Annotated in this window: 20 protein-coding genes; 15 read left to right on the forward strand and 5 right to left on the reverse strand. The window is 66.4% G+C overall.

Translation table 11 applies throughout. The annotated features are described in order from the left end of the window. Positions 1-70 precede the first annotated feature (70 nt). Both L810_RS12510 and asd read left to right on the forward strand, forming a co-directional pair. Positions 71-190: a hypothetical protein gene (locus L810_RS12510; protein ID WP_021158720.1), complete on the forward strand. Its 120-nt coding sequence runs from the start codon at positions 71-73 to the stop codon at positions 188-190. Between the two features lie 81 nt (positions 191-271). Next, the gene (gene asd, locus L810_RS12515) at positions 272-1,393 is read left to right on the forward strand and encodes an aspartate-semialdehyde dehydrogenase (RefSeq protein ID WP_027791140.1); all 1,122 of its coding nucleotides are present in this window, start codon (positions 272-274) and stop codon (positions 1,391-1,393) included. A gap of 105 nt (positions 1,394-1,498) precedes the next feature. On the opposite strand, the gene flgE is transcribed toward asd, so the two are convergent. Beyond that, positions 1,499-2,743: a flagellar hook protein FlgE gene (flgE, locus tag L810_RS12520; protein WP_021158722.1), complete on the reverse strand. Its 1,245-nt coding sequence runs from the start codon at positions 2,741-2,743 to the stop codon at positions 1,499-1,501. Between the two features lie 38 nt (positions 2,744-2,781). On the opposite strand from flgE, the gene L810_RS47055 reads away from it, so the two are divergent. The 13 genes from L810_RS47055 (at position 2,782) to L810_RS12580 (ending at position 16,953) form a co-directional block, all read left to right on the forward strand. Then, positions 2,782-2,967, forward strand: a complete 186-nt coding sequence (locus L810_RS47055; protein ID WP_021158723.1) for a hypothetical protein — start codon at positions 2,782-2,784, stop codon at positions 2,965-2,967. A 621-nt stretch (positions 2,968-3,588) separates the two neighbouring features. After that, positions 3,589-5,733: a FimV/HubP family polar landmark protein gene (locus tag L810_RS12525; RefSeq protein ID WP_042974242.1), complete on the forward strand. Its 2,145-nt coding sequence runs from the start codon at positions 3,589-3,591 to the stop codon at positions 5,731-5,733. After that, complete coding sequence (gene truA, locus L810_RS12530) at positions 5,733-6,545, forward strand: tRNA pseudouridine(38-40) synthase TruA (RefSeq protein WP_021158725.1); 813 nt, start codon at positions 5,733-5,735, stop codon at positions 6,543-6,545. The genes L810_RS12525 and truA overlap by 1 nt, the downstream gene beginning before the upstream one ends. Beyond that, positions 6,542-7,243, forward strand: coding sequence for a phosphoribosylanthranilate isomerase (locus L810_RS12535; RefSeq protein WP_042974244.1), 702 nt, complete (start codon positions 6,542-6,544; stop codon positions 7,241-7,243). The genes truA and L810_RS12535 overlap by 4 nt, the downstream gene beginning before the upstream one ends. 55 nt (positions 7,244-7,298) lie before the next feature. After that, a complete protein-coding gene (gene trpB, locus L810_RS12540) occupies positions 7,299-8,492 on the forward strand; it encodes a tryptophan synthase subunit beta (protein WP_021158727.1) in 1,194 nt (397 codons plus the stop codon). Between the two features lie 9 nt (positions 8,493-8,501). Further along, positions 8,502-9,356: a DNA-methyltransferase gene (locus L810_RS12545; protein WP_021158728.1), complete on the forward strand. Its 855-nt coding sequence runs from the start codon at positions 8,502-8,504 to the stop codon at positions 9,354-9,356. 41 nt (positions 9,357-9,397) lie between these two features. Then, positions 9,398-10,213, forward strand: a complete 816-nt coding sequence (gene trpA, locus L810_RS12550; protein ID WP_042974247.1) for a tryptophan synthase subunit alpha — start codon at positions 9,398-9,400, stop codon at positions 10,211-10,213. Between the two features lie 64 nt (positions 10,214-10,277). Next, positions 10,278-11,150 (forward strand): acetyl-CoA carboxylase, carboxyltransferase subunit beta, encoded by an 873-nt coding sequence (gene accD, locus L810_RS12555; protein ID WP_021158729.1) that lies wholly within the window; start codon positions 10,278-10,280, stop codon positions 11,148-11,150. A 100-nt stretch (positions 11,151-11,250) separates the two neighbouring features. Further along, on the forward strand, positions 11,251-12,561 hold the full coding sequence (folC, locus tag L810_RS12560) for a bifunctional tetrahydrofolate synthase/dihydrofolate synthase (protein WP_021158730.1): 1,311 nt from the start codon (positions 11,251-11,253) through the stop codon (positions 12,559-12,561). 29 nt (positions 12,562-12,590) lie between these two features. Further along, on the forward strand, positions 12,591-13,430 hold the full coding sequence (locus tag L810_RS12565; protein WP_021158731.1) for an SPOR domain-containing protein: 840 nt from the start codon (positions 12,591-12,593) through the stop codon (positions 13,428-13,430). A gap of 6 nt (positions 13,431-13,436) precedes the next feature. Continuing rightward, positions 13,437-13,931 carry a CvpA family protein gene (locus L810_RS12570; RefSeq protein WP_006491262.1) on the forward strand — a complete coding sequence of 165 codons (495 nt, stop codon included), beginning with the start codon at positions 13,437-13,439 and terminating at the stop codon, positions 13,929-13,931. A 51-nt stretch (positions 13,932-13,982) separates the two neighbouring features. Then, the gene (gene purF / locus L810_RS12575; RefSeq protein WP_021158732.1) at positions 13,983-15,515 is read left to right on the forward strand and encodes an amidophosphoribosyltransferase; all 1,533 of its coding nucleotides are present in this window, start codon (positions 13,983-13,985) and stop codon (positions 15,513-15,515) included. 247 nt (positions 15,516-15,762) lie between these two features. Continuing rightward, positions 15,763-16,953: an O-succinylhomoserine sulfhydrylase gene (locus tag L810_RS12580; RefSeq protein ID WP_042974251.1), complete on the forward strand. Its 1,191-nt coding sequence runs from the start codon at positions 15,763-15,765 to the stop codon at positions 16,951-16,953. Positions 16,954-17,062: 109 nt separating this feature from the next. Here the strand turns inward: L810_RS12580 and L810_RS12585 are convergent, their stop codons facing one another. The 4 genes from L810_RS12585 to L810_RS12600 form a co-directional block, all read right to left on the reverse strand. Beyond that, positions 17,063-18,034 (reverse strand): NAD-dependent epimerase/dehydratase family protein, encoded by a 972-nt coding sequence (locus L810_RS12585; protein ID WP_021158734.1) that lies wholly within the window; start codon positions 18,032-18,034, stop codon positions 17,063-17,065. Continuing rightward, a complete protein-coding gene (gene gmd, locus L810_RS12590; RefSeq protein WP_021158735.1) occupies positions 18,021-19,067 on the reverse strand; it encodes a GDP-mannose 4,6-dehydratase in 1,047 nt (348 codons plus the stop codon). Before gmd ends, L810_RS12585 begins: the two co-directional genes overlap by 14 nt. A gap of 35 nt (positions 19,068-19,102) precedes the next feature. Next, on the reverse strand, positions 19,103-20,167 hold the full coding sequence (locus tag L810_RS12595; RefSeq protein WP_021158736.1) for an acyltransferase family protein: 1,065 nt from the start codon (positions 20,165-20,167) through the stop codon (positions 19,103-19,105). A gap of 245 nt (positions 20,168-20,412) precedes the next feature. Continuing rightward, positions 20,413-21,405, reverse strand: a complete 993-nt coding sequence (locus tag L810_RS12600) for an IS5-like element ISBmu2 family transposase (protein ID WP_006412423.1) — start codon at positions 21,403-21,405, stop codon at positions 20,413-20,415. Positions 21,406-21,495 lie beyond the last annotated feature (90 nt).

Consider the following 21,495-nt stretch of genomic DNA (forward strand, 5'->3'; position numbering starts at 1 on the left):
GCCGCGAAATCGGCCGGTTCGCGCGCGGTTGGCCGTTGTGCGGGCAACCGGCTTTGTGTAGACTCGAACGATGGCGCAAATTTCCCTGATCTCCCCGGTCTTGAAACTCCACGGCAACATTGCCCGTGCGGGTGCGCGCGCCATCGTCATCACGAAAACCATTACCACGAAAACGATCATTAAACGCTGATCGTCCGTCGTGCCCGCCTATTTCCCCGCGCGGTCACACCGGGGACGGAAATGGCGGGGAAGCTCCATCAAAGGGTTAGTCATGAACGTAGGTCTCGTAGGTTGGCGCGGCATGGTCGGCAGCGTCCTGATGCAGCGCATGCAGGAAGAGGGCGATTTCGACCTGATCGAACCGGTGTTTTTCAGCACCAGCAACACGGGCGGCAAAGCGCCGTCGTTCGCGAAAAACGAGACTACGCTCAAGGACGCGACCAACGTCGACGAGCTGAAGAAGTGCGACGTGATCATCACGTGCCAGGGCGGCGACTACACGAACGACGTGTTCCCGAAGCTGCGCGCGGCGGGCTGGAACGGCTACTGGATCGATGCGGCATCGTCGCTGCGGATGAAGGACGACGCGGTCATCATCCTCGATCCGGTCAACCTCGACGTGATCAAGGACGCGCTCGTCAAGGGCACGAAGAACTTCATCGGCGGCAACTGCACGGTCAGCCTGATGCTGATGGCGCTTGGCGGCCTGTTCCGCGAGAACCTCGTCGACTGGATGACGGCGATGACCTACCAGGCCGCATCGGGCGCGGGCGCGCAGAACATGCGCGAACTGCTGTCGCAGATGGGCACGCTGAACGGCGCGGTAAAGGAGCAACTCGCCGATCCGGCATCCGCGATCCTCGACATCGACCGCCGCGTGCTGGCCGCGATGAACAGCGACGCGATGCCGACCAGCAACTTCGGCGTGCCGCTCGCCGGCTCGCTGATCCCGTGGATCGACAAGGATCTCGGCAACGGGATGTCGAAGGAAGAGTGGAAGGGCGGCGCGGAAACCAACAAGATCCTCGGCAAGCCGGCAATGGGCGAGCCGGGTTCGATCCCGGTCGACGGCCTGTGCGTGCGGATCGGCGCAATGCGCTGCCACTCGCAGGCACTGACGATCAAGCTGAACAAGGACGTGCCGCTCGACGAGATCAACGGCATCCTCGCGTCGGCGAACGACTGGGTGAAGGTCGTGCCGAACGAGCGTGAAGCGTCGATGCGCGACCTGTCGCCGGCGAACGTCACGGGCACGCTGACGGTGCCGGTCGGCCGCCTGCGCAAGCTCGCGATGGGCGGCGAATACCTGTCGGCGTTCACGGTCGGCGACCAGCTGCTGTGGGGTGCGGCCGAGCCGCTGCGCCGCATGCTGCGCATCCTGCTCGACAAGTAAGCTCGTGTGTCCGGCCCGCGATGCGCGGGCCGCGTTGCACAAGATGGCGCGCCGCGCCGGCCTTGACGATATCAGGGCCGGCGCGGCGCGTTTTTCATGTGCGCGTCAGCGCATGTTCAGCAGCGTCTGGTCGACGGTCTGCTGGGTCTTGATCGTCTGCGCATTTGCCTGGTAATCGCGCTGCGCCTTGATCAGGTTCACGAGCTCGGTCGTCAGGTCGACGTTCGAGTTTTCCAGCGCACTTCCCTGCAACGTGCCGTGGTTCGTGCTGCCCGGCGCGGAGATCTGCGGCACGCCCGACGCGGCGGTTTCCACATACTGATTGCCGCCGATGTTCTCGAGCCCGTTCGGGTTGTTGAAGTTCGCGAGCGCGATCAGGCCGAGCACCGCGCTCTGGCCGTTCGAGTAGTTGCCGGTCAGCTTGCCGTCGGTGCCGATCGAGAACGTCGTCAGCGTGCCGCTCGCGAAGCCGTCTTGTGCGAGGTTGGTCACGCCGCTCTTTCCGCCGAACTGCGTCGTGCCGCCCAGGTCGAGCGTCAGGTTCTGCGGATTGGCGCCGCCCGACGCGTTGGGGATCGAAAACGCGAACTGACCGAGGCTCGGCGTCGGCTGGCCGGTGGCGGCCGACGTGGTCGAGGTGATCCGGCCCGATGTGTCGAACGTGACGGTGCCGAGATTCGTCGGCGTCTGGCCCTGCACGCCCGCGTAGGCCTGCCAGGTGCCGGCCGCGTTCTTCGAGAAGTACATCGACACCTGCTGCGAGCCGCCGAGCGTGTCGTACACCTGGATCGACGAATTGTAGTTGTACGTGGTGTTGTCGCCCGGGTTGAACGGCGTCTTGGCCGGCACCTTGTCCTGCGAATTCAGGTTGAACTGGCCGGTGATCTTCGTCGTCGCCTGCGGGGCGATGTTGTTGGTCGGCGCCTGCAGCGGCACGGTCGCCGCGGTATTGATCGCGCCGCCCGGGCCTGCCGCATAGCCCATCAGGTTGCGGTTTTGCGAATCGACGATGGCGCCGCTCTTGTCGCGGTGGAATACGCCGTCACGCGAGTACGTCGTCACGCCGTTGTTCGACATCTGGAAGAAGCCGTTGCCGTTGATCGCGATGTCGAGCGACGACTTCGTCGTGTTGATCGTCCCCTGGCCGAATTGCTGCTGCACCGACGCGAGCCGCGTGCCGATGCCGATCTGCGTGTTGGTCGACGTCGCAACCGAATTCGCGTACATGTCGGCGAAGTTCGCGCGCCCCTGCTTGAAGCCGACCGTGTTTGCGTTCGCAATGTTGTTGCCGATCACGTCGAGATGGTTCGCCGCGCCGGCCAACCCGCTCAAACCCTGCTGATAGCCCATGTTCGATCCCCGTAACGAGCTGGTGAGTAGATGCAGTCGTGCGACTGCGCGATGCCTCCCTGGCACCTGACGACGTCAGCCCGGCCACGCGCGTGCCCGCCTTTCCGGCAGGTGCGTGCGCGATGGTCGAACTGCGCCGATTCTTGTTTGAAGTCGATCGTAACGACGGCAATTATTCGATCTGTGTAATTTTGTGTAATGTAATTGAATTGCTGTCGAAATGATCGATTTCGTATGAGCAATGAAACGGGGGTAAGGCCTGGAAGCCTTGTGCGGCGGGGGGTTGGTGGTGGAAATGTCCAATCCGACGATAAGAGAGGGGAATTGGCCTCTTATCGATCAATTGAAATTTATTTGAATGGATTGGGGAGCGGCGGGATTTGTTTTTATTGGATATTGCTAATTCATTAACGGCAGGTGGCGCGATTTATTGAGCAAACGTGTCCGATTTCGCAGTCGTGGCGCGGCATCGAGCCCCGGAGTGGGCAGGCCGCCGGGTGAGCGGCAAGGGGCGCGCCATTCGTTCGGGACGGGATGCGGCCGGGCGTTTTTCAGTCGAGGGAGGTGTGCTTCCGACCGATCGGGAACGCTGGTCGCACCGTGTGAACCCGGGCATCGGAGCGGCCCGGCCGGCGGGTGCGCGGACGCGCGAACGCGGCCGGTTGCACCCATCGGCGACGAATTCGGCCCGAACCCGATCACGTGAAGTAAACTACGCGGTTACGACGCACAGACCCGCCGAAAGCGTCGCGTTCAACGCGACGCTTTTGCATTTCTGCGGCAACTTTATTGACGCTTTCAACCGCGAATCCGAGCCGCGCCCGCGCGCGGCGATAGAGCCAACGATGTCCCGAATTTCCTTGTTTCCGCGTCAGTCCCGTCTGTCGCGCGCCGTGCGTGGCGCGCTGGCGATCCTGGCGCTCGGCGCAACCGCATCGGCCTGGGCGGCAGGCACCGGCGAACTGCCGGCGTCCGCTGCCGGCGGTGCAGTGCCGCTTACCGTGACGGTCCAGCCCGGCCAGTCGCTGAACGACATCGCGAAAGCGGCCACGCAGTCGCGCGATCCCGGTGTGCTCGCGCGCGCCGGCCGCGCGCTGTTCGACGCCAATCCGCAGGCGTTCATGAAGCACGACGCGAGCCGCCTGAAAGTCGGCGCGACGCTGACCGTGCCGGCGCTCGATGCGACAGGCGCGGCACTCGTGCCGGCCGCTGCATCCGGTGCATCCGGTGCATCGGGTACGACGGCAGCGTCCGCGCCCGTCTCGGCATCCGGCGGCACGGCGGTCGCGCAGCATGGTGCGTCGGCGCCGCATCCGGGGTCGACCCCGGCGGCGACCGTGCCATCCGCGCCGGTGGCGCCGGCCGTGCATGCGGCTCCGGTGAGCGGTGCGAGCGTCGCGACGGCCGCCGGTGCGGCGGCATCGCTCGGCGCTTCGACGGCACACGGCGCATCGGCCGTCGAAAGCACGCAGCCGGCGGCGCCCGTTGCCGGTGCAAGCGGTCCGCATGTGTGGAGCGGCGCGATCCAGTCGGTGCCGTCGTCCGCGAGTGGCGCCGCGCTTCCGCCTGTTGCGGGCAGCCAGGTTTCGGGCATGAACGAACCGGCCGGCGCGGCGCCCGCCACGGGCGCGTCGCAGCCGCGGCCGTCGAGCCTGCAGCAACTGCTGGCGCTGAAGAACCGCGTGCTGATGGAACTGCAGAAGCACGGTATCGGCAAGCCGGCCACGACGAACGAGGTCACGCCGGCGCTGGCGCCGGCACCTGTTGCGCCGCGTCCGGCCGCGAACGATACGGGCGCGTCCGCTGCCGCGCCGACGGCAGGTGAAGCCGCGTCCGGCGTTGCTGCCAGCGCAGTCCAGCCGGCATCGGTAACGGCGCCCGCGCAACCGGCAGCGCCGGTGGCGGCACCTGCGCGCAGTACCGGGCAGATGGACTGGCGTCCGGCCGCGGTGGCCGGTGCGGCCGTGATCGTCCTCGCCGCGGGTTTTGCGTGGCGCAAGCGCCGGAAGGGCCGGCGCGCGGAAGAAGCGGGTGATGCGGGTACGAGCGCGACGGCTGCTGCGGTCGTCGCGGGCGGGGCCGCGGCTGCTGCGGCAGAAACCGACGCCGCGCCGTCCGTCGAGCCGGAACTGCCGATCCGGCCCGAGATGCCGGTCGCACGCGACGCGGCTTCCGACTTGAGCCTTGCCGCGGCCACTGCCGCAGCGGCGGAGACGGTCGAGGCGCCTGACACGGATGTGTCGCCGGCGCCGGAAGTGGTGCCGCCGCATGACGAGCAGTCCGAATTGCCGGCTGCGCACGCCGTTGTGCCGACCGTGAGCGAGGCGGCTCCGGCTCCGCACGATGCCGAGCCGGTAGAGAAGATCGCTGCCGAAAAGCCCGCGGAACAGCCTGCCGAGACGCCGATCGCACCCGCGGCCACCGAAACGCAGCACGCGGCGCTGATGCAGAACGCGATCAGCGCGCTCAACAGCCTCGACATGCCGCTGCCGCCGCGCACGCAGGACGAGCCGTCGCTGGCGACGGACGAGTCTGCCGCGCAGGCAACGCAGTCCGACATCGATCAAGTTGCAACTAACGGTCAAGCCGGCCAGCGCCTCCCGATTGGCGCGATCGATCCGGCCCCTGAACATCCGGCCGACCAGGACGACGAGTTCGATTGGGATCCGGACGCGGCGACGCCTGCCGGCCAGGCGGGCAGCCCGTTCGCGACGTCGTCGCTGCCGCCGCTCGGCGGCGCGCAGTTCGGCGCGCTGAAGCTCGACTTCGATCTGGACCTGCCGTCCACGCCGGGCGCCGCGTTGCCGGCGCTGACGCCGGACGAACTTGCCCGCATCGCGCGCAACAAGCTCGACCTCGCGACCGAATATGTCGAGCTGGGCGACCTGTCCGGCGCACGGACGCTGCTGCAGGAAGTGGTCGACGCAAACGACACCGCGACGCGCGACGATGCGCGTGCGCTGCTCGCGAAACTGGCGGACGAGGCGTGATGCGGATCGCGCTCGGCATTCAGTACGACGGCGCGGCGTTCTGCGGCTGGCAGGCGCAGCCGCACGGCAAGACGGTGCAGGACCGGCTCGAGCACGCGCTGGCCGAGTTCGCGCGCGTGCCGCTGCATACGACGGTGGCCGGGCGGACCGACACGGGCGTGCACGGGCTCGGGCAGGTCGTGCATTTCGATACCGACCTGGATCGCGAGGTGTTCTCGTGGGTGCGCGGGACCAACGCGTTCCTGCCGCCGACCGTGGCGGTGCAATGGGCGAAGCCGATGCCGGAGACGTTCCACGCGCGTTTCTCGGCGTTCGAGCGCACCTATTACTACGCGCTGTACGTGCATCCCGTGCGCTCGCCGATGCTGGCGGGGCGCGCGGGCTGGATCCACACGCCGCTCGACGACGACGCGATGCGCGCCGCCGCCGCGCACCTGATCGGCGAGCACGACTTCTCGTCGTTCCGGTCGTCGGAATGCCAGTCGAAGACGCCGGTCAAACACCTGTACCAGATCGACGTGCGGCGCGTGGGCCATTTCATTCATTTCCGGTTCCGCGCCAACGCGTTCCTGCACCACATGGTGCGCAACCTGATGGGCTGCCTCGTCGCGGTCGGCCGCGGTCGTTATCCGGCCGGCTGGCTTGCCGACGTGCTGGCCGGGCGCGATCGCACTCTCGCGGCGCCCACGTTCATGGCCGACGGGCTGTACCTCGCCCACGTCGGCTACCCGGCGGAATTCGCCGTCCCGCCCGCGCAGCTCGGCAGCGTGCCGTGGAGCAGCGTCTGGGCCGACCTGGACCCTCAACCATGACGGATCACGCCGTGTCTCCTTCGACTCCCGCCGCGGCCGGCCTGCCGCCGCGCACGCGCATCAAGCTGTGCGGGCTGTCGCGTCCCGAGGACGTGCTGCACGCGGCGGCGCTCGGCGCCGACGCGATCGGTCTCGTGTTCTACCCCAAGAGCCCGCGCGCGGTGACGATCGCGCAGGCGGCCGAGCTGGCGCGCCTCGCGCCGCCGTTCGTGTCGGTGGTCGGGCTGTTCGTGAACGCGACCGAAGCCGAGATCGAAGCCGTCGTGCGCGACGTGCCGCTCACGCTGCTGCAGTTCCACGGCGACGAGACGCCGGAACAGTGCGACGCGCTCGGCCGCGCGGCCCGCCTGCCGTGGTTGCGCGCGGTGCGCGTCGGCCCCTCGACGCAGCGTGCCGATTTGGTAGAATCGGCACTTCATTATTCGAAAGCGCGCGGCCTCCTGTTCGACACCCTGGTGCCGGATTACGGCGGTAGCGGCAAGGTCTTCGATTGGTCTCTTATTCCCGCAGAGCTCGCGCATCGGGCCGTTTTGAGTGGTGGCTTGAGCGCGCAAAACGTCGGTGATGCGATTCGCCAGTTGCGCCCGTTTGCTGTCGATGTCTCGAGTGGCATCGAAGTGGAGGGCGCGAAGGGCGTGAAGGATCACGCCCGGATGGCGGCGTTCGTACGCGCGGTGCGCGAAGCGGACGCCGGGTGATGCAAGCCGGCGCGGCCCCGAAAGCGGGGCGCCCCGACCGATCGAGAGAGACACCATGTACAACCTTCCTGATGACCGCGGCCACTTCGGCCCGTATGGCGGCGTGTTCGTCGCCGAGACGCTGATTCACGCGCTGGACGAACTGCGCGCGGCGTATGAAAAATTCCAGAACGATCCCGATTTCGTCGCCGAATTCGAGCGCGAGCTGAAGCATTTCGTCGGCCGCCCGTCGCCGATCTATCACGCGCAGCGCTGGAGTGAGACGCTCGGCGGCGCGCAGATCTACCTGAAGCGTGAAGACCTGAACCACACGGGCGCGCACAAGATCAACAACGTGATCGGCCAGGCGCTGCTCGCGAAGCGCATGGGCAAGAAGCGCGTGATCGCCGAGACGGGCGCCGGCCAGCACGGCGTCGCGACCGCGACGATCTGCGCCCGCTTCGGGATGGAGTGCGTCGTCTACATGGGCTCGGAAGACGTGCGCCGCCAGGCCGCGAACGTCTACCGGATGAAGCTGCTCGGCGCGACGGTCGTGCCGGTCGAATCGGGTTCGCGCACGCTGAAGGACGCGCTGAACGAAGCGATGCGCGACTGGGTCACGAACATCGAAAGCACGTTCTACATCATCGGCACGGTCGCGGGCCCGCACCCGTACCCGATGATGGTGCGCGACTTCCAGCGCGTGATCGGCGACGAGTGCAAGGTGCAGATGCCCGAGCTCGCGGGCCGGCAGCCGGACGCGGTGATCGCCTGCGTCGGCGGCGGCTCGAACGCGATGGGCATCTTCTATCCGTACATCGACGACACGTCGGTGCAGCTGATCGGCGTCGAAGCGGCCGGCGACGGCCTCAACACGGGCCATCACGCGGCGTCGCTGATCGCCGGCAGCCCGGGCGTGCTGCACGGCAACCGTACCTACCTGCTGCAGGACGACAACGGCCAGATCATCGAGACGCATTCGGTGTCGGCGGGCCTCGACTATCCGGGCGTCGGCCCCGAGCACGCATGGCTGAAGGACAGCGGCCGCGCACAGTACGTCGGCATTACCGACGAGGAGGCGCTGAAGGCGTTCCACGACTGCTGCCGGATCGAGGGGATCATTCCCGCGCTCGAGTCGAGCCACGCGATCGCGTACGGCGTGAAGCTCGCGCCGACGTTGCCGAAGGACAAGATCCTGCTCGTCAACCTGTCGGGCCGCGGCGACAAGGACATGCACACGGTCGCCGAGCGATCGGGCATCGAGCTCTGACCCCGACCGATGCGTGACCTGATCGAAGAACCGGGCGGCGGTGCCGCGAGCGAGGCGGGGGCGGCGGTTCAACCCGCCGCCGCCGTGCCGCGCGCGCTGCCGTCCGGGATCGAATTGCACAACCGCGATTTCCTGACCGATGCCGCGCACCTGCCGGACGCGTCGATCGACCTGATCGTCGCCGATCCGCCGTACGGGCTCGGCAAGGACTACGGCAACGACTCGGACAAGCGTTCGGGCGACGACTTTCTCGCGTGGACGCGCGAGTGGCTCGAGCTCGCGATTCCGAAGCTGAAGCCGAGCGGGTCGATGTACATCTTCTGCACGTGGCAGTACGCGCCGGAAATCTTCAGTTTCCTGAAGACGCAGCTCACGATGGTCAACGAGATCATCTGGGACCGGCGCGTGCCGAGCATGGGCGGCACGACGCGCCGTTTCACGTCGGTGCACGACAACATCGGCTTTTTCGCGGTTTCCAGGGCGTATTACTTCGATCTCGATCCGGTCCGCATCCCGTACGACGCCGACACGAAGAAGGCCCGCTCGCGCAAGCTGTTCGAAGGCAGCAAGTGGCTGGAGATGGGCTACAACCCGAAGGACGTCTGGTCGGTTTCGCGCCTGCACCGGCAGCACGCGGAGCGCGTCGATCATCCGACCCAGAAGCCGCTGGAAATCATCGAGCGGATGGTGCTCGCAAGCTGCCCGCCGGGCGGCCGCGTGCTCGATCCGTTCATGGGCAGCGGCACGACCGCGGTGGCCTGCGCACGGCAGGGGCGCGACTTCGTCGGCTACGAGATCAACGAAAGCTATTGTGCGATCGCGCACGAGCGTGTGAACGCGCTCGCTGCGCCGGCGTGCGCGTGAATCGCGCCGCCGCGTCGCCGAAGCATTGAGGAAAAATTGCCATGTCCCGTATTCAGCAAACCTTCGCCGCGCTCGCCGAACAAGGCCGTAAGGGCCTGATCCCGTTCATCACGGCCGGCGATCCCGATCCCGCGAAAACCGTCGAATTCATGCACGCGCTCGCCGCAGGCGGCGCGGACGTGATCGAACTCGGCGTGCCGTTCTCGGACCCGATGGCCGACGGCCCGGTGATCCAGCGCTCGTCGGAACGCGCGCTCGCGCGCGGCGTCACGCTGAAGAGCGTGCTCGCCGACGTGAAGCGCTTTCGCGAAACCGACCCCAAAACGCCCGTCGTGCTGATGGGTTATGCGAACCCGATCGAGCGGATGGGCGTCGACGCGTTCGCGGCCGAAGCGCAGGCGGCCGGTGTCGACGGCGTGCTTGTGGTCGACTATCCGCCGGAAGAGGCGGGCGTGTTCGCCGAGAAAATGCGCGCCGCGCAGATCGATCCGATCTTCCTGCTCGCGCCCACGTCGACCGATGAACGTATCGCCGACGTCGGCAAGATCGCGAGCGGCTACGTGTATTACGTGTCGCTCAAGGGCGTGACCGGCGCAGGAAATCTGGATGTTTCGAGCATTGCGGGTAAAATCCCGGCCATCAAGTCGCGCGTGCCGGTTCCGGTCGGCGTCGGCTTCGGTATCCGCGACGCCGAAACGGCGCGCGCGGTGGCCGAGGTGTCGGACGCGGTCGTGATCGGCAGCCGCCTCGTGCAGCTGCTCGAAAGCGCTGCGCCGGAGGGTGCCGCCGCCGCGCTGAAGACTTTCATTGCCGAGCTGCGCGCCGCCCTGGACGGCGCGGGCAAGACGGCGCGATAAACACAACACAGGAAGCGGGAACGGGCCGGTCGGCCCGGCCCGCCACGGAACAGGAAACCATACGATGAGCTGGCTCGACAAACTGTTGCCGCCGAAGATCAAGCAGACCGACCCGAAAAGCCGCAAGGGCATTCCGGAAGGCCTGTGGGTCAAGTGCCCGTCCTGCGAGGCCGTGCTGTACCGCAACGACGTGGACGCGAACCTGCACGTGTGCCCGAAGTGCGATCACCACATGCGCATCGGCGCGCGTGAGCGCCTCGACGGGCTGCTCGATCCGGAAGGCCGTTATGAAATCGGTCAGGAAGTCGTGCCGGTCGACACGCTGAAGTTCAAGGACAGCCGCAAGTACCCCGATCGTCTGAAGGAAGCGATGGACGACACGGGCGAGACCGACGCGATGGTCGTGATGGGCGGTGCGATCCACACGCTGCCGGTGGTCGCGGCCTGCTTCGAGTTCTCGTTCATGGGCGGCTCGATGGGCTCGGTGGTCGGCGAGCGCTTCGCACGCGGCGCGCAGAACGCGCTCGAACAGCAGGTGCCGTTCATCTGCTTCACCGCGTCGGGCGGTGCACGGATGCAGGAAAGCCTGCTGTCGCTGATGCAGATGGCGAAAACCACCGCGATGCTGACCAAGCTGGCCGAAGCGAAGCTGCCGTTCATTTCGGTGCTGACCGACCCGACGATGGGCGGCGTGTCGGCGAGCTTTGCATTCCTCGGCGACGTCGTGATCGCCGAACCGAAGGCGCTGATCGGCTTCGCCGGCCCGCGCGTGATCGAGCAGACGGTCCGCGAGAAGCTGCCGGAAGGCTTCCAGCGCGCCGAATTCCTGATCAAGACGGGCGCGATCGACATGATCGTCGACCGTCGCAAGATGCGCGACGAGATCGCGCAACTGCTCGCGCTGCTGCAGCGACAGCCGGCCGACGCGCTGGCTTGACCGGCGCAAGGTTGTGAACTCTGCGCGTCGCCTGGCTTCCGCGTCAGGCGACGCGCTTCGTTTTTTGGCGTAGTGGCGGTACCGATCCAGATTTGAACCGATGAGCACTTTTCCCACTCTCGACGCGTGGCTTTCGCATCTCGAACGCGCGCACCCGGTCGGCATCGACATGGGCCTGACCCGCATCGGGCAGGTCAAGGCGGCGCTGCAGCTCGAATTCGCGTGCCCCGTCATTACCGTCGGCGGCACGAACGGCAAGGGCTCGACCTGCGCGTTCCTCGAGACGATCCTCGTGCGCGCGGGCTACAAGGTCGGCTGCCACACGTCGCCGCACCTGCTCGAATTCAACGAGCGCGCGCGCGTGAACGGGCAGAACGTCACCGATGACGAACTGCTGCCGCACTTCGAGGCCGTCGAAGCCGCACGCACGTCGTTGCCCGAGCCCGTGTCGCTCACGTACTTCGAATTCACGACGCTCGCGATCCTGCACCTGTTCGCATCGCGCGGACTGGACGCGGTGATCCTCGAAGTCGGCCTCGGCGGCCGGCTCGACGCGGTCAACATCATCGATACCGATTGCGCGATCGTCACGAGCATCGACATCGACCACACCGAATACCTCGGCGACACGCGCGAGAAGATCGCGTTCGAGAAGGCCGGGATCTTCCGTGCCGGCAAGCCGGCGATCTGCGGCGATCCGGCCGCGCCGCAAACGCTGATCGACCACGCGGAAGCGATCGGCGCCGACCTGTGGCTCGTCGGCCGCGATTTCCGCTACGAGGCGCAGGCAGGCGCGGAGCGCCAGCAGTGGAGCTACCTCGGCCGCGAGAAGCGCTATCCGGCGCTGGCGTATCCGGCGCTGCGCGGCGCGAATCAGCTGATCAATGCATCGGCCGCGCTTGCCGCGCTCGAGGCGCTGCGCCCGGTGCTGCCGGTGTCGGCGCAGGACATCCGGCTCGGCCTCGCGAACGTCGAACTGCCGGGGCGCTTCCAGGTGCTGCCCGGCAAGCCGGCGATCGTGCTCGACGTCGCGCACAACCCGCATGCATCGGCCGTGCTCGAGCAGAACCTCGGCAACATGGGTTTCTTCCCGTACACGTACGCGGTGTTCGGCGCGATGCACGACAAGGACATCGACGGCGTGCTGCAGCACCTGAAGGGCGAGATCGACCACTGGTGCGTGACCGACCTGCCGCTGCCGCGTGCGGCCACCGCCGAGCAGCTCGAAGCCGCGCTGCGCAAGGCCGGCGTCGAGGAGGGGCCCGATTCGAGCGTCACGCGTTACACGTCGCCCGCCGAAGCGTTTCGCGATGCACTAAAAAGAGCATCCGAGAATGATAGAATCGTGGTTTTCGGCAGTTTCCATACGGTTGCCGGCGTGCTGGCCTACCGTAAATCGCAGCAACACTGACTGACGGGCAGTTTCGGACTCAGCCATTCATGGGAATTTTCTCGTTCGGCAAGAAAGACGACGACGCGCCCCCGCGGCGCGGCGGTCGCACCGGGACCTCCCGGAACGTGCGCACGGAGCGCACCACTGAACGCGTCGAGCGCCGCTCGCGCCGCACCGAACGTCCGGAATCGGACGCGCTGCTCCTCGATCCGACCCTTCCAGAAAAGCAACGCGCACGCCGTCGCCTCGTCGGCGCGATCGCGCTCGTCGTCGCCGCGGTGATCGTGCTGCCGATGGTGCTCGATTCGCACCCGAAGCCGGTCACCGACGACATCGCGATCGACATCCCGAACCGGCCCGCGCACCAGGCGGTCGCGCCGCGCGACGACGATGTGTCCGACGTGCAGGCCGGCGTCGCGCATGACGAACCGCCGGCATCCGACACGGCCGTTGCGGCCGCACCGGCGCCCACGCCGAAGGATGCCGCCAAGCCGGCCGCGAAACCCGATACCACGACCACGGCGAGCGTGACGCCGCCGAAGCCTGCGCCGAAACCGGCTGCGCCCGCGGCGAAGCCGGCTGCGCCGAAGCCCGCACCCGCGGCCGTCGCGAATGCCGACGCCGCGAGCCCGGACACCGGCGACGCGTCGTCGCCGTCGTCGCCGGCCGGTGCGCGCTTCGCGGTGCAGCTCGGGTCGTTCAAGGACGACGCGACGGCCCGTTCGTGGGCCACCAAGTTGAAATCGGCGGGCGTGCCCGCATATGTCGAGCATCGCAAGCAGTCGGATGGCAGCACGGCTACACTGTTGCGTGCAGGCCCGTTCGCGGATCGCGCGGCGGCTTCCGCCGCGATCGCGAAGGTGCGCGAAGCCGGTCTGACGCAGTAACGCACGATGCTGACGGCTTTCGACTACGCTGTATTGGCGGTGATCGTGTTGTCGGCGCTGCGCGGTGCGTGGCGCGGCTTCGTGTCCGAGATTTTCGGGCTGATCGGCTGGATCGCGGCGATCGTGATCGCGGGCCGCTACGTCGGATTGGTCGTACCGTATATACCGGCGAACTGGCCGGGCGGTGCGCTGACGCAGTGGGTGATCGCCTTCGCGTTGGTCGTGATCGGCGTGGTGCTGGTCGCCGGCGTCGCGAACGCGCTGCTGTCGCGGATCGCGCAGGCCAGTGGCCTGGGCGGCGTCGACCGCTCGCTGGGCATGATGTTCGGGCTCGTCCGCGGCTGCGTGCTGGTGGTGCTGCTGGTCGCGGCGGCCGGGTTGACCGAACTGCCCAAACAGGATTTCTGGCGCAATGCGCTATTGCGTCCTTTCGCCGAACAGGGCGTGCACGAGCTGAAGCAGCTCCTGCCCGACGGCATGGCCCAGTACGTACGCGTGTGACGACGCGGCTGGGCAGGACGGAACCGATTTTGTCATTCTGAAGGACATGCCATGTGCGGCATCGTAGGCGTTATCTCCCAATCCCCGGTCAACCAGCTGATCTATGACAGCCTGCTGCTGCTGCAGCATCGCGGTCAGGACGCGGCGGGCATCGCGACGGCGGACGGCAGCAATTTCCACATGTACAAGGCGAACGGCATGGTGCGCGACGTGTTCCGCACGCGCAACATGCGCAGCCTGCCCGGCACCTACGGCATCGGCCAGGTGCGCTACCCGACGGCCGGCTCGGCGTCGAGCGAAGCCGAGGCGCAGCCGTTCTACGTGAACGCGCCGTTCGGGATCATCCTCGCGCACAACGGCAACCTGACGAACTGGCAGCAACTGAAGGACGAGATGTTCCGGATCGACCGCCGGCACATCAACACCAATTCCGACAGCGAAGTGCTGCTCAACGTGTTCGCGCACGAGCTGCAACTGTCGACCACGGGCCTCGAGCTCGATCCGGCCTCGGTGTTCAAGGCCGTCTCGGGCGTGCATCGCCGCCTGCAGGGTTCGTATGCGATCGTGTCGCTGATCGCCGGCTACGGCCTGCTCGCGTTCCGCGACCCGTTCGGCATCCGCCCGCTCTGCATCGGCAAGCTCGAGACCGAGCACGGCACCGAATGGATGGTCGCGTCGGAGTCGGTCGCGGTCGAAGGCATCGGTTTCGAATTCGTGCGCGACCTGGAGCCGGGCGAAGCGATCTTCATCGACAAGGCCGGCAACTTCCACAGCCAGCAGTGCGCGGAGAACCCGACGCTGAACCCGTGCATGTTCGAATACGTGTACCTCGCGCGTCCGGATTCGTGCCTCGACGGCGTGCCGGTCTACAACGTGCGCCTGCGCATGGGCGACTATCTCGCCGAGAAGATCAAGCGCGAACTGCCGAACGTGCCGATCGACGTCGTGATGCCGATTCCCGATTCGTCGCGCCCGGCCGCGATGCAGGTCGCCGCGAAGCTCGGCGTCGAGTACCGCGAAGGCTTCTTCAAGAACCGCTACGTCGGCCGCACCTTCATCATGCCGGGGCAGGCCGTGCGCAAGAAGTCGGTGCGCCAGAAGCTCAATGCGATGAGCATCGAGTTCAAGGACAAGAACGTGCTGATCGTCGACGATTCGATCGTGCGCGGCACGACCTCGCACGAGATCGTGCAGATGGCGCGTGACGCGGGCGCGAAGTCGGTGATCTTCGCGTCGGCCGCGCCGCCCGTGAAGTTCCCGAACGTGTACGGCATCGACATGCCGACGCGCGGCGAGCTCGTCGCACACGGCCGCACCGACGAAGACGTCGCGAAGATCATCGGCGCCGACCACCTGATCTACCAGGACGTCGACGACCTGCGCCGCGCGGTGCGCGACATCAACCCGAAGCTCGAACGCTTCGAGGCGTCGTGCTTCGACGGCAACTACATCACCGGCGACGTGACGCCCGAGTATCTCGATGCGATCGAGCGCGCGCGCCTCACGCCGGCGTCGCAGGCCGATCGCGATACGGCCGGCGACACCGAACGTTCGCAGATGAACCTGCAGCTGTCGGTCGAGTGACACCGGCGCACGCTTTGATCGAGGCGTGATAGGATGTGGCCTTGCGTCGATTTGATATCAGCTTGCGGACGCGGGGCGACTTCCCAAAACAGCTAAAGCGAAGGCCGGTGGCAACCGGCCCGAGTCGATCGCTGTCGTACCGCACCGAAGCCCGCTGATGCCGACGCATAGCGGGCTTTTTGTTTTTGGGCCTGGTTTTGATCTGGCCTGCGCGACGCGCGTGGCCATCGGATACGGAAAACGGAACATGGACGACTCCCTCAACTTCGACACGCTTGCCGTGCGCGCGGGCACGCTGCGCAGCGACTTCAACGAGCACTCGGAAGCGCTGTTCCTCACGTCGAGCTTCTGCTTCCAGAGCGCGGCCGACGCGGCCGAGCGCTTCGCGAATTCGGAAGACTACTTCACCTATTCGCGCTTCACGAACCCGACCGTCACGATGTTCCAGGATCGTCTCGCGGCGCTCGAAGGCGGCGAGGCGTGCATTGCGACGGCATCCGGGATGGCCGCGATCATGTCGGTCGTGATGGCCGCGCTGCAGGCCGGCGACCACCTCGTCAGCTCGCGCAGCCTGTTCGGCTCGACGCTCGGGATGTTCTCGCAGATCTTCAACAAGTTCGGGATCACGACGACCTTCGTCGACCCGACTGACCTGAACGCGTGGAAGGAAGCCGTGCGTCCGGAAACGAAGATGTTCTTCCTCGAGACGCCGTCGAACCCGCTGACCGAACTCGCCGACATCGAGGCGATCGGCAAGATCGCGAAGGCATCGAACGCGCTGTTCGTCGTCGACAACTGTTTCTGCAGCCCGGTGCTGCAGCAGCCGCTGAAGCTCGGCGCGGATGTCGTGATGCACTCGGCGACGAAATTCCTCGACGGCCAGGGCCGCGTGCTCGGCGGCGCGCTGGTCGGCTCGAAGGAATTCATCATGGGCAAGGTGTTCCCGTTCGTGCGCAGCGCGGGCCCGACGCTGTCGGCGTTCAACGCGTGGGTGCTGCTGAAGGGGATGGAGACGCTGTCGCTGCGCGTCGAGAAGCAATCGGCGAACGCGCTGGAGATCGCGCGCTGGCTCGATTCGCATCCGGCCGTCGCGCGCGTGTTTCATCCGGGCCTCGAATCGCACCCGCAGCACGAGCTCGCGAAGCGTCAGCAGAAGGCGGGCGGGTCGATCCTGTCGTTCGAGCTGAAGGGCGACACCCCCGAACAGCAGCGCGCGAATGCCTGGCGCGTGATCGACAACACGAAGCTGATCTCGATCACCGGCAACCTCGGCGACACGCGTACGACCATTACGCATCCGGCGACCACCACGCACGGCCGCATCACGCCGGAGGCGCGCGCGGCAGCGGGGATCAGCGAAGGGCTGATCCGCCTGTCGGTGGGCCTCGAGGATGCGGGCGACCTGCGCAAGGATCTCGCGCGCGGGCTGGAAGGCTGAGCGGGGCACGTCACGCATGCCGTGACGTGATCTGACGTGACGATGGACGAAGGGCCGTTCGCGCAAGCGGGCGGCCCTTCCGTTTTGCGTGCCGATGAAATCGCGCGGTTTACCCGGTGTGATCGTCGCTGGCGTGCGTGTCGTTGCGCATCGCCTGCACCATCCACCGCAGCGTGTCGTCGAGCGGCGTGACGGGCAGCTCGCCCACCGCGCGCCGCAGCTTGTCGCGCGACCCGGACAGGCTCTTCACCTCGTTGTGCCGCACGAAACGCGGATCGATCGTCACGTCGATCACGTATCCGGCGATACGCGACAGCATCGCCAGCACTTCCTTCAGCGAATACGCGCGCTCCGAGCACACGTTGAACGTCTCGCCCGCCGGCGCGGCTTCGACCAGCTTCAGGTACGCGGCCGTCACGTCGCGCACGTCGGAGAAATCGCGGCTCACGTCGAGGTTGCCGAGCGAGATCCGCGGGGCGTTGCGCGCGTAGTGCGCGACGAGCTTCGGCAGCAGGTACGCATCGCTCTGGCCGACACCCGTGTAGTTGAACGGCCGCGCGATCACGATCGGCAGACGGTCGGCCCACAGTTTCGCCGCGTATTCCATCGCGAGCTTGCTGACCGCGTAGTCGTTCGCCGGGGCGGGGGCGACGGTTTCGTCGAGCACGCCGGCCGTCGAATTGCCGTAGATGTTCGCGCTGCTGGCGAGCAGCACGGCCGACGGGCGGCGGTCGAGGCCCGCAAGCGCGGCCAGCAGGTTGCGGGTGCCGACGATGTTGACCGCGTAGGTTTCCGACGGCTCGTCCTGCGCGACATGCGCGCGCGCGGCGAGATGCACGACCGCATCGGGCCGGGCGTCGGCGGCCGCCGCGCGCAGCGCCTGCGCGTCGAGCAGGTCGATGGGCAGCAGCGTGCAGTGCGCGAAGGTCGGATCGTCGGGGCGTGCCGCGCCGGGCGCGACCGTGCCCCAGACCTCATAGCCGGCCGCCTGCAGGCGCTCGGCCATGTAGCGGCCCGTGAAGCCCGTCAGGCCGGTGACGAATGCACGGCGCGACGGGCGTCCGGCTTCAGAACGTGTCATGGTGTTGATTCCGCGTCAAATCGGCTTCGACCATCATCTGGCAAAGTTGTTCGAGCGTCGTCTTCGGTTCCCAGCCGAGTTTGGATCGGGCCTTGTCGGCGCAGCCGATCAGCAGGTCGACCTCGGCAGGGCGATAGAACTTCGGGTTCACTTCCACGAGCACGTTGCCGTTCGACGCGTCGAGGCCGCGTTCCTGTTCGCCCTTGCCGGTCCATTCGATCTGGTAGCCGGCCGCCGCGAACGCCATCCGCACGAAATCGCGCACGGTCTCGGTGCGGTTGGTCGCGAGCACGTAGGTGTCGGGTTCGTCGGCCTGCAGCATGCGCCACATGCCTTCGACATATTCAAGTGCAAAACCCCAGTCGCGCTTCGCGTCGAGGTTGCCGAGCTCGAGGCGGGTCGCCTTGCCGAGCTTGATCTTCGCGATGGTGTCGGTGATCTTGCGCGTGACGAACTCGCGGCCGCGCAGCGGCGATTCGTGGTTGAACAGGATGCCGCTGCTGCCGAACAGGCCATACGACTCGCGGTAGTTCACCGTCATCCAGTGCGCGTACAGCTTCGCGACGCCGTACGGGCTGCGCGGATAGAACGAGGTCGCTTCCGTCTGCGGAATCGACTGTACCTTGCCGAACATCTCCGACGTCGACGCCTGGTAGAAGCGCGTCTTCGGGCTCACGACGCGAATCGCCTCGAGCAGGTTCAACGGACCCAGGCCGGTTACTTCGGCGGTCGTCGCCGGCTGGTCGAACGACACGCCGACGAAGCTTTGCGCGGCGAGGTTGTACAGCTCGTCGGGCTGCGTGCGTTCGAGCAGGCGCAGGCTCGAGCCGGCGTCGGTCAGGTCGTGTTCGACGAGCGTGAGGTTCGGGTGCGCGTCGACGCCGAGCTCGGCGATGCGCCAGAAATTCACCGAGCTGGTGCGGCGGTAGGTGCCCGTGACCTCGTAGCCCTTGTCGAGCAGCAGCTTGGTCAGGTAGGCGCCGTCTTGCCCCGAGATCCCGGTAATGATGGCCTTCTTGCGAGTTTGGCTCATGACGTTGTCCTGGTAGAAACGATGGAGGGTGAAAGTCAGGCGGTCGTGCCGGCGGCGGCCGGCAGCGCACGGCGTGCGGGGCCGCGCGTCAGGCGCCTTTCGAAGCCGTACCAGCTCAGGGTCGCGTACGCGAGCGTGATCGCGAGCGCCAGCGCGGCCGTGACGAAGCGGTTCAGGTGCAGCGGCCACAGCGCGTACAGCACGCTGAGGTGGATCAGGTACACGGTGTAGCTGACGGTGCCCACGTAGACGAGCAGCGGGTTCGTCAGCACGCGCTGCACGAGGCCGCGTCCGCGCAGCGCGATCACGACGATCGACGTGCACAGCAGCAGCGAGATGCTGTAGAGCGCGGCGTTCGACAGCGGCGTGTTCGCGGCGCGGAAACGCGGGAACGACAGGTGCAGCCAGCCGAGGATCGCGAGCGACACGAGCGCGCCGACGATCGCGAGCGGATAGAACGGTTCCAGCGCGCGCCGGTCGCGGCGCAGCACGATCGCGAGCAGCGCGCCGGCGGCGAGCAGGTCCATCCGGAACGGCGTCAGGTAGTAGATCGGCCAGAACGAGTCGAACCACGGCGTCGCGATCGCGCGCAGCACGGGGGCCGCGACGATCAGCGCGGCGGCGACCCACAGCAGCGCGCGCTCCGAGCACCACAGCACGACGAACGGCCAGAAGATGTAGAACTGCTCCTCGACCGCGAGCGACCACAGCACGTTCAGGCTGTCGTGGCCGATGCTGCCAAGCGACAGCCCGATGTTGGTCGAGAAGAACGCGAACCACGGCCAGTGCGGCAGCCAGCCCGCACCGAACAGGATCGTCGACACCACCAGCAGCAACACGTACGGTGGCAGGATGCGGCGCACGCGGCGTGCGTAGAAGTGGCTGAAGTACGACTGCCCGCGCGCCTTGCGATCGAGCAGGATGCCGGTGATCAGCAGGCCGCTCAGCACGAAGAACAGGTCGACGCCCATCCACAGCGGCGCCTTCAGCGCGTGCTGCAGGAACACGGCGCCCACCGCGATCGCGCGCAGCCCGTCGAGCTGCACGATGCGGCCGTGTTGCGGCGGCGTGGGGGCCGCGGGTCGCGAGAGGCCCGTCATCGCGCCGCTCCTTCGCGACGCGCGGCCTGAGCCGGGGCGAGTCGCACATCCGATGCGTAAACGTGAACGTAATGCATGCCATTAAATGAAATATCGAATCGAAATCGATTCTAGGGAAACGCTGATCAATGGACCAACTTCCGAAGTTGCAGGCGAGATGGCTTCAAATTTTCTGGATGACGAAGCGAATCGGCGCTCAATTCAGTGAATTTGGCGCGTAAGCGAGCCTCCCCTGCTCGCATTTTTCATACGCATGACGGACTGCTCCCATGGACCGATCGCAACAGATTTCGCGCAATCACCAGATTCGCCAGAGCGAACAGGCTGAACAGTTGCGCGGTGTTCTTGGCCAAGCCCTTGTATCGGGTCTTGCGATGCTGAAACAGATTCTTGACGATATGAAACGGATGCTCAACCCGCGAACGGATCTGCGCCTTGGTTCGCTCGAGCGCGATCACCAGGTCCTTCAGCGCTCCTTCTTGCATCGCCTTGATCTTTCCCCGCCTGGCAGCGACGTGCCACTTCACGGCCTTGCCCGCCATTTCCTCGCGCTTGTCGACGCCAATGTAGCCCGCGTCGGCGAACACCTGCTCTTCATGCCCGTGCAGCAGGGCATGAGCTTGCGATACATCCGACACGTTGGCCGCCGTGCCAACCACACTGTGAATCAGGCCCGAGTCGGCGTCGACGCCAATGTGGGCTTTCATGCCAAAGTGCCATTCGTTGCCCTTCTTCGTTTGATGCATTTCCGGGTCACGGCTCTTCCCGGCATTCTTGGTCGACGGCGGCGCTTCAATGATCGTCGCGTCAACCAGCGTGCCTTCCTTCATCATCAGCCCACGCTCGCACAGCGAGATGCCAATCTCGTCGAACAACTTCCGTGTCAGTTCGTGTTCGATCAGCAGGCGCCGGAACTTCAACAGCGTGGTTGCATCAGGCACGTTCTCGATCGCCAGATCGATGCCGGCGAAGGCTCGCAGCGTGATGCTGTCATACAGCGCGTCTTCCAGTCCTTCGTCCGACAGTCCGTACCACTGTTGCACGAAGTAGATTCGCAGCATCCGCTCAAGGCCAATCGGCGGGCGACCTCGCGTGCCCTTCGGATAGTGCGGTTCGATGGCCGACAGCAAGCGCTGCCACGGAACGACCTTCTCCATCTCTTCCAGGAAGCGTTGGCGCCTCGTCACTCGCTTCTTGCCTGCAATTTCCGCTTCCGCGAAGCCGATCTGCCTCTTCATCGTCGTGGGTCCGTTCCGTGAGCTGTCTTCTAAACGTCCTCGGCTACGTCTGCGATGACCGCCGAGCCGAATAAATCAGCGTTTCCCTAG

The sequence above is a fragment of the Burkholderia sp. AU4i genome (assembly GCF_000466765.1).
Lineage (GTDB): Bacteria > Pseudomonadota > Gammaproteobacteria > Burkholderiales > Burkholderiaceae > Burkholderia > Burkholderia cepacia.

Coding starts and splice junctions, on each gene's coding strand:
- trpA (WP_042974247.1), top strand. CDS start 9,398: ATGTCCCGTATTCAGCAAACCTTCGCCGCGCTCGCCGAACAAGGCCGT.
- gmd (WP_021158735.1), bottom strand. CDS start 19,067: ATGAGCCAAACTCGCAAGAAGGCCATCATTACCGGGATCTCGGGGCAA.
- L810_RS12600 (WP_006412423.1), bottom strand. CDS start 21,405: ATGAAGAGGCAGATCGGCTTCGCGGAAGCGGAAATTGCAGGCAAGAAG.
- L810_RS12535 (WP_042974244.1), top strand. CDS start 6,542: ATGACGGATCACGCCGTGTCTCCTTCGACTCCCGCCGCGGCCGGCCTG.
- L810_RS12565 (WP_021158731.1), top strand. CDS start 12,591: ATGGGAATTTTCTCGTTCGGCAAGAAAGACGACGACGCGCCCCCGCGG.
- trpB (WP_021158727.1), top strand. CDS start 7,299: ATGTACAACCTTCCTGATGACCGCGGCCACTTCGGCCCGTATGGCGGC.
- L810_RS12525 (WP_042974242.1), top strand. CDS start 3,589: ATGTCCCGAATTTCCTTGTTTCCGCGTCAGTCCCGTCTGTCGCGCGCC.
- L810_RS12545 (WP_021158728.1), top strand. CDS start 8,502: ATGCGTGACCTGATCGAAGAACCGGGCGGCGGTGCCGCGAGCGAGGCG.
- L810_RS12585 (WP_021158734.1), bottom strand. CDS start 18,034: ATGACACGTTCTGAAGCCGGACGCCCGTCGCGCCGTGCATTCGTCACC.
- L810_RS12595 (WP_021158736.1), bottom strand. CDS start 20,167: ATGACGGGCCTCTCGCGACCCGCGGCCCCCACGCCGCCGCAACACGGC.
- folC (WP_021158730.1), top strand. CDS start 11,251: ATGAGCACTTTTCCCACTCTCGACGCGTGGCTTTCGCATCTCGAACGC.
- purF (WP_021158732.1), top strand. CDS start 13,983: ATGTGCGGCATCGTAGGCGTTATCTCCCAATCCCCGGTCAACCAGCTG.
- accD (WP_021158729.1), top strand. CDS start 10,278: ATGAGCTGGCTCGACAAACTGTTGCCGCCGAAGATCAAGCAGACCGAC.
- L810_RS12570 (WP_006491262.1), top strand. CDS start 13,437: ATGCTGACGGCTTTCGACTACGCTGTATTGGCGGTGATCGTGTTGTCG.
- L810_RS12580 (WP_042974251.1), top strand. CDS start 15,763: ATGGACGACTCCCTCAACTTCGACACGCTTGCCGTGCGCGCGGGCACG.
- L810_RS12510 (WP_021158720.1), top strand. CDS start 71: ATGGCGCAAATTTCCCTGATCTCCCCGGTCTTGAAACTCCACGGCAAC.
- truA (WP_021158725.1), top strand. CDS start 5,733: ATGCGGATCGCGCTCGGCATTCAGTACGACGGCGCGGCGTTCTGCGGC.
- flgE (WP_021158722.1), bottom strand. CDS start 2,743: ATGGGCTATCAGCAGGGTTTGAGCGGGTTGGCCGGCGCGGCGAACCAT.
- asd (WP_027791140.1), top strand. CDS start 272: ATGAACGTAGGTCTCGTAGGTTGGCGCGGCATGGTCGGCAGCGTCCTG.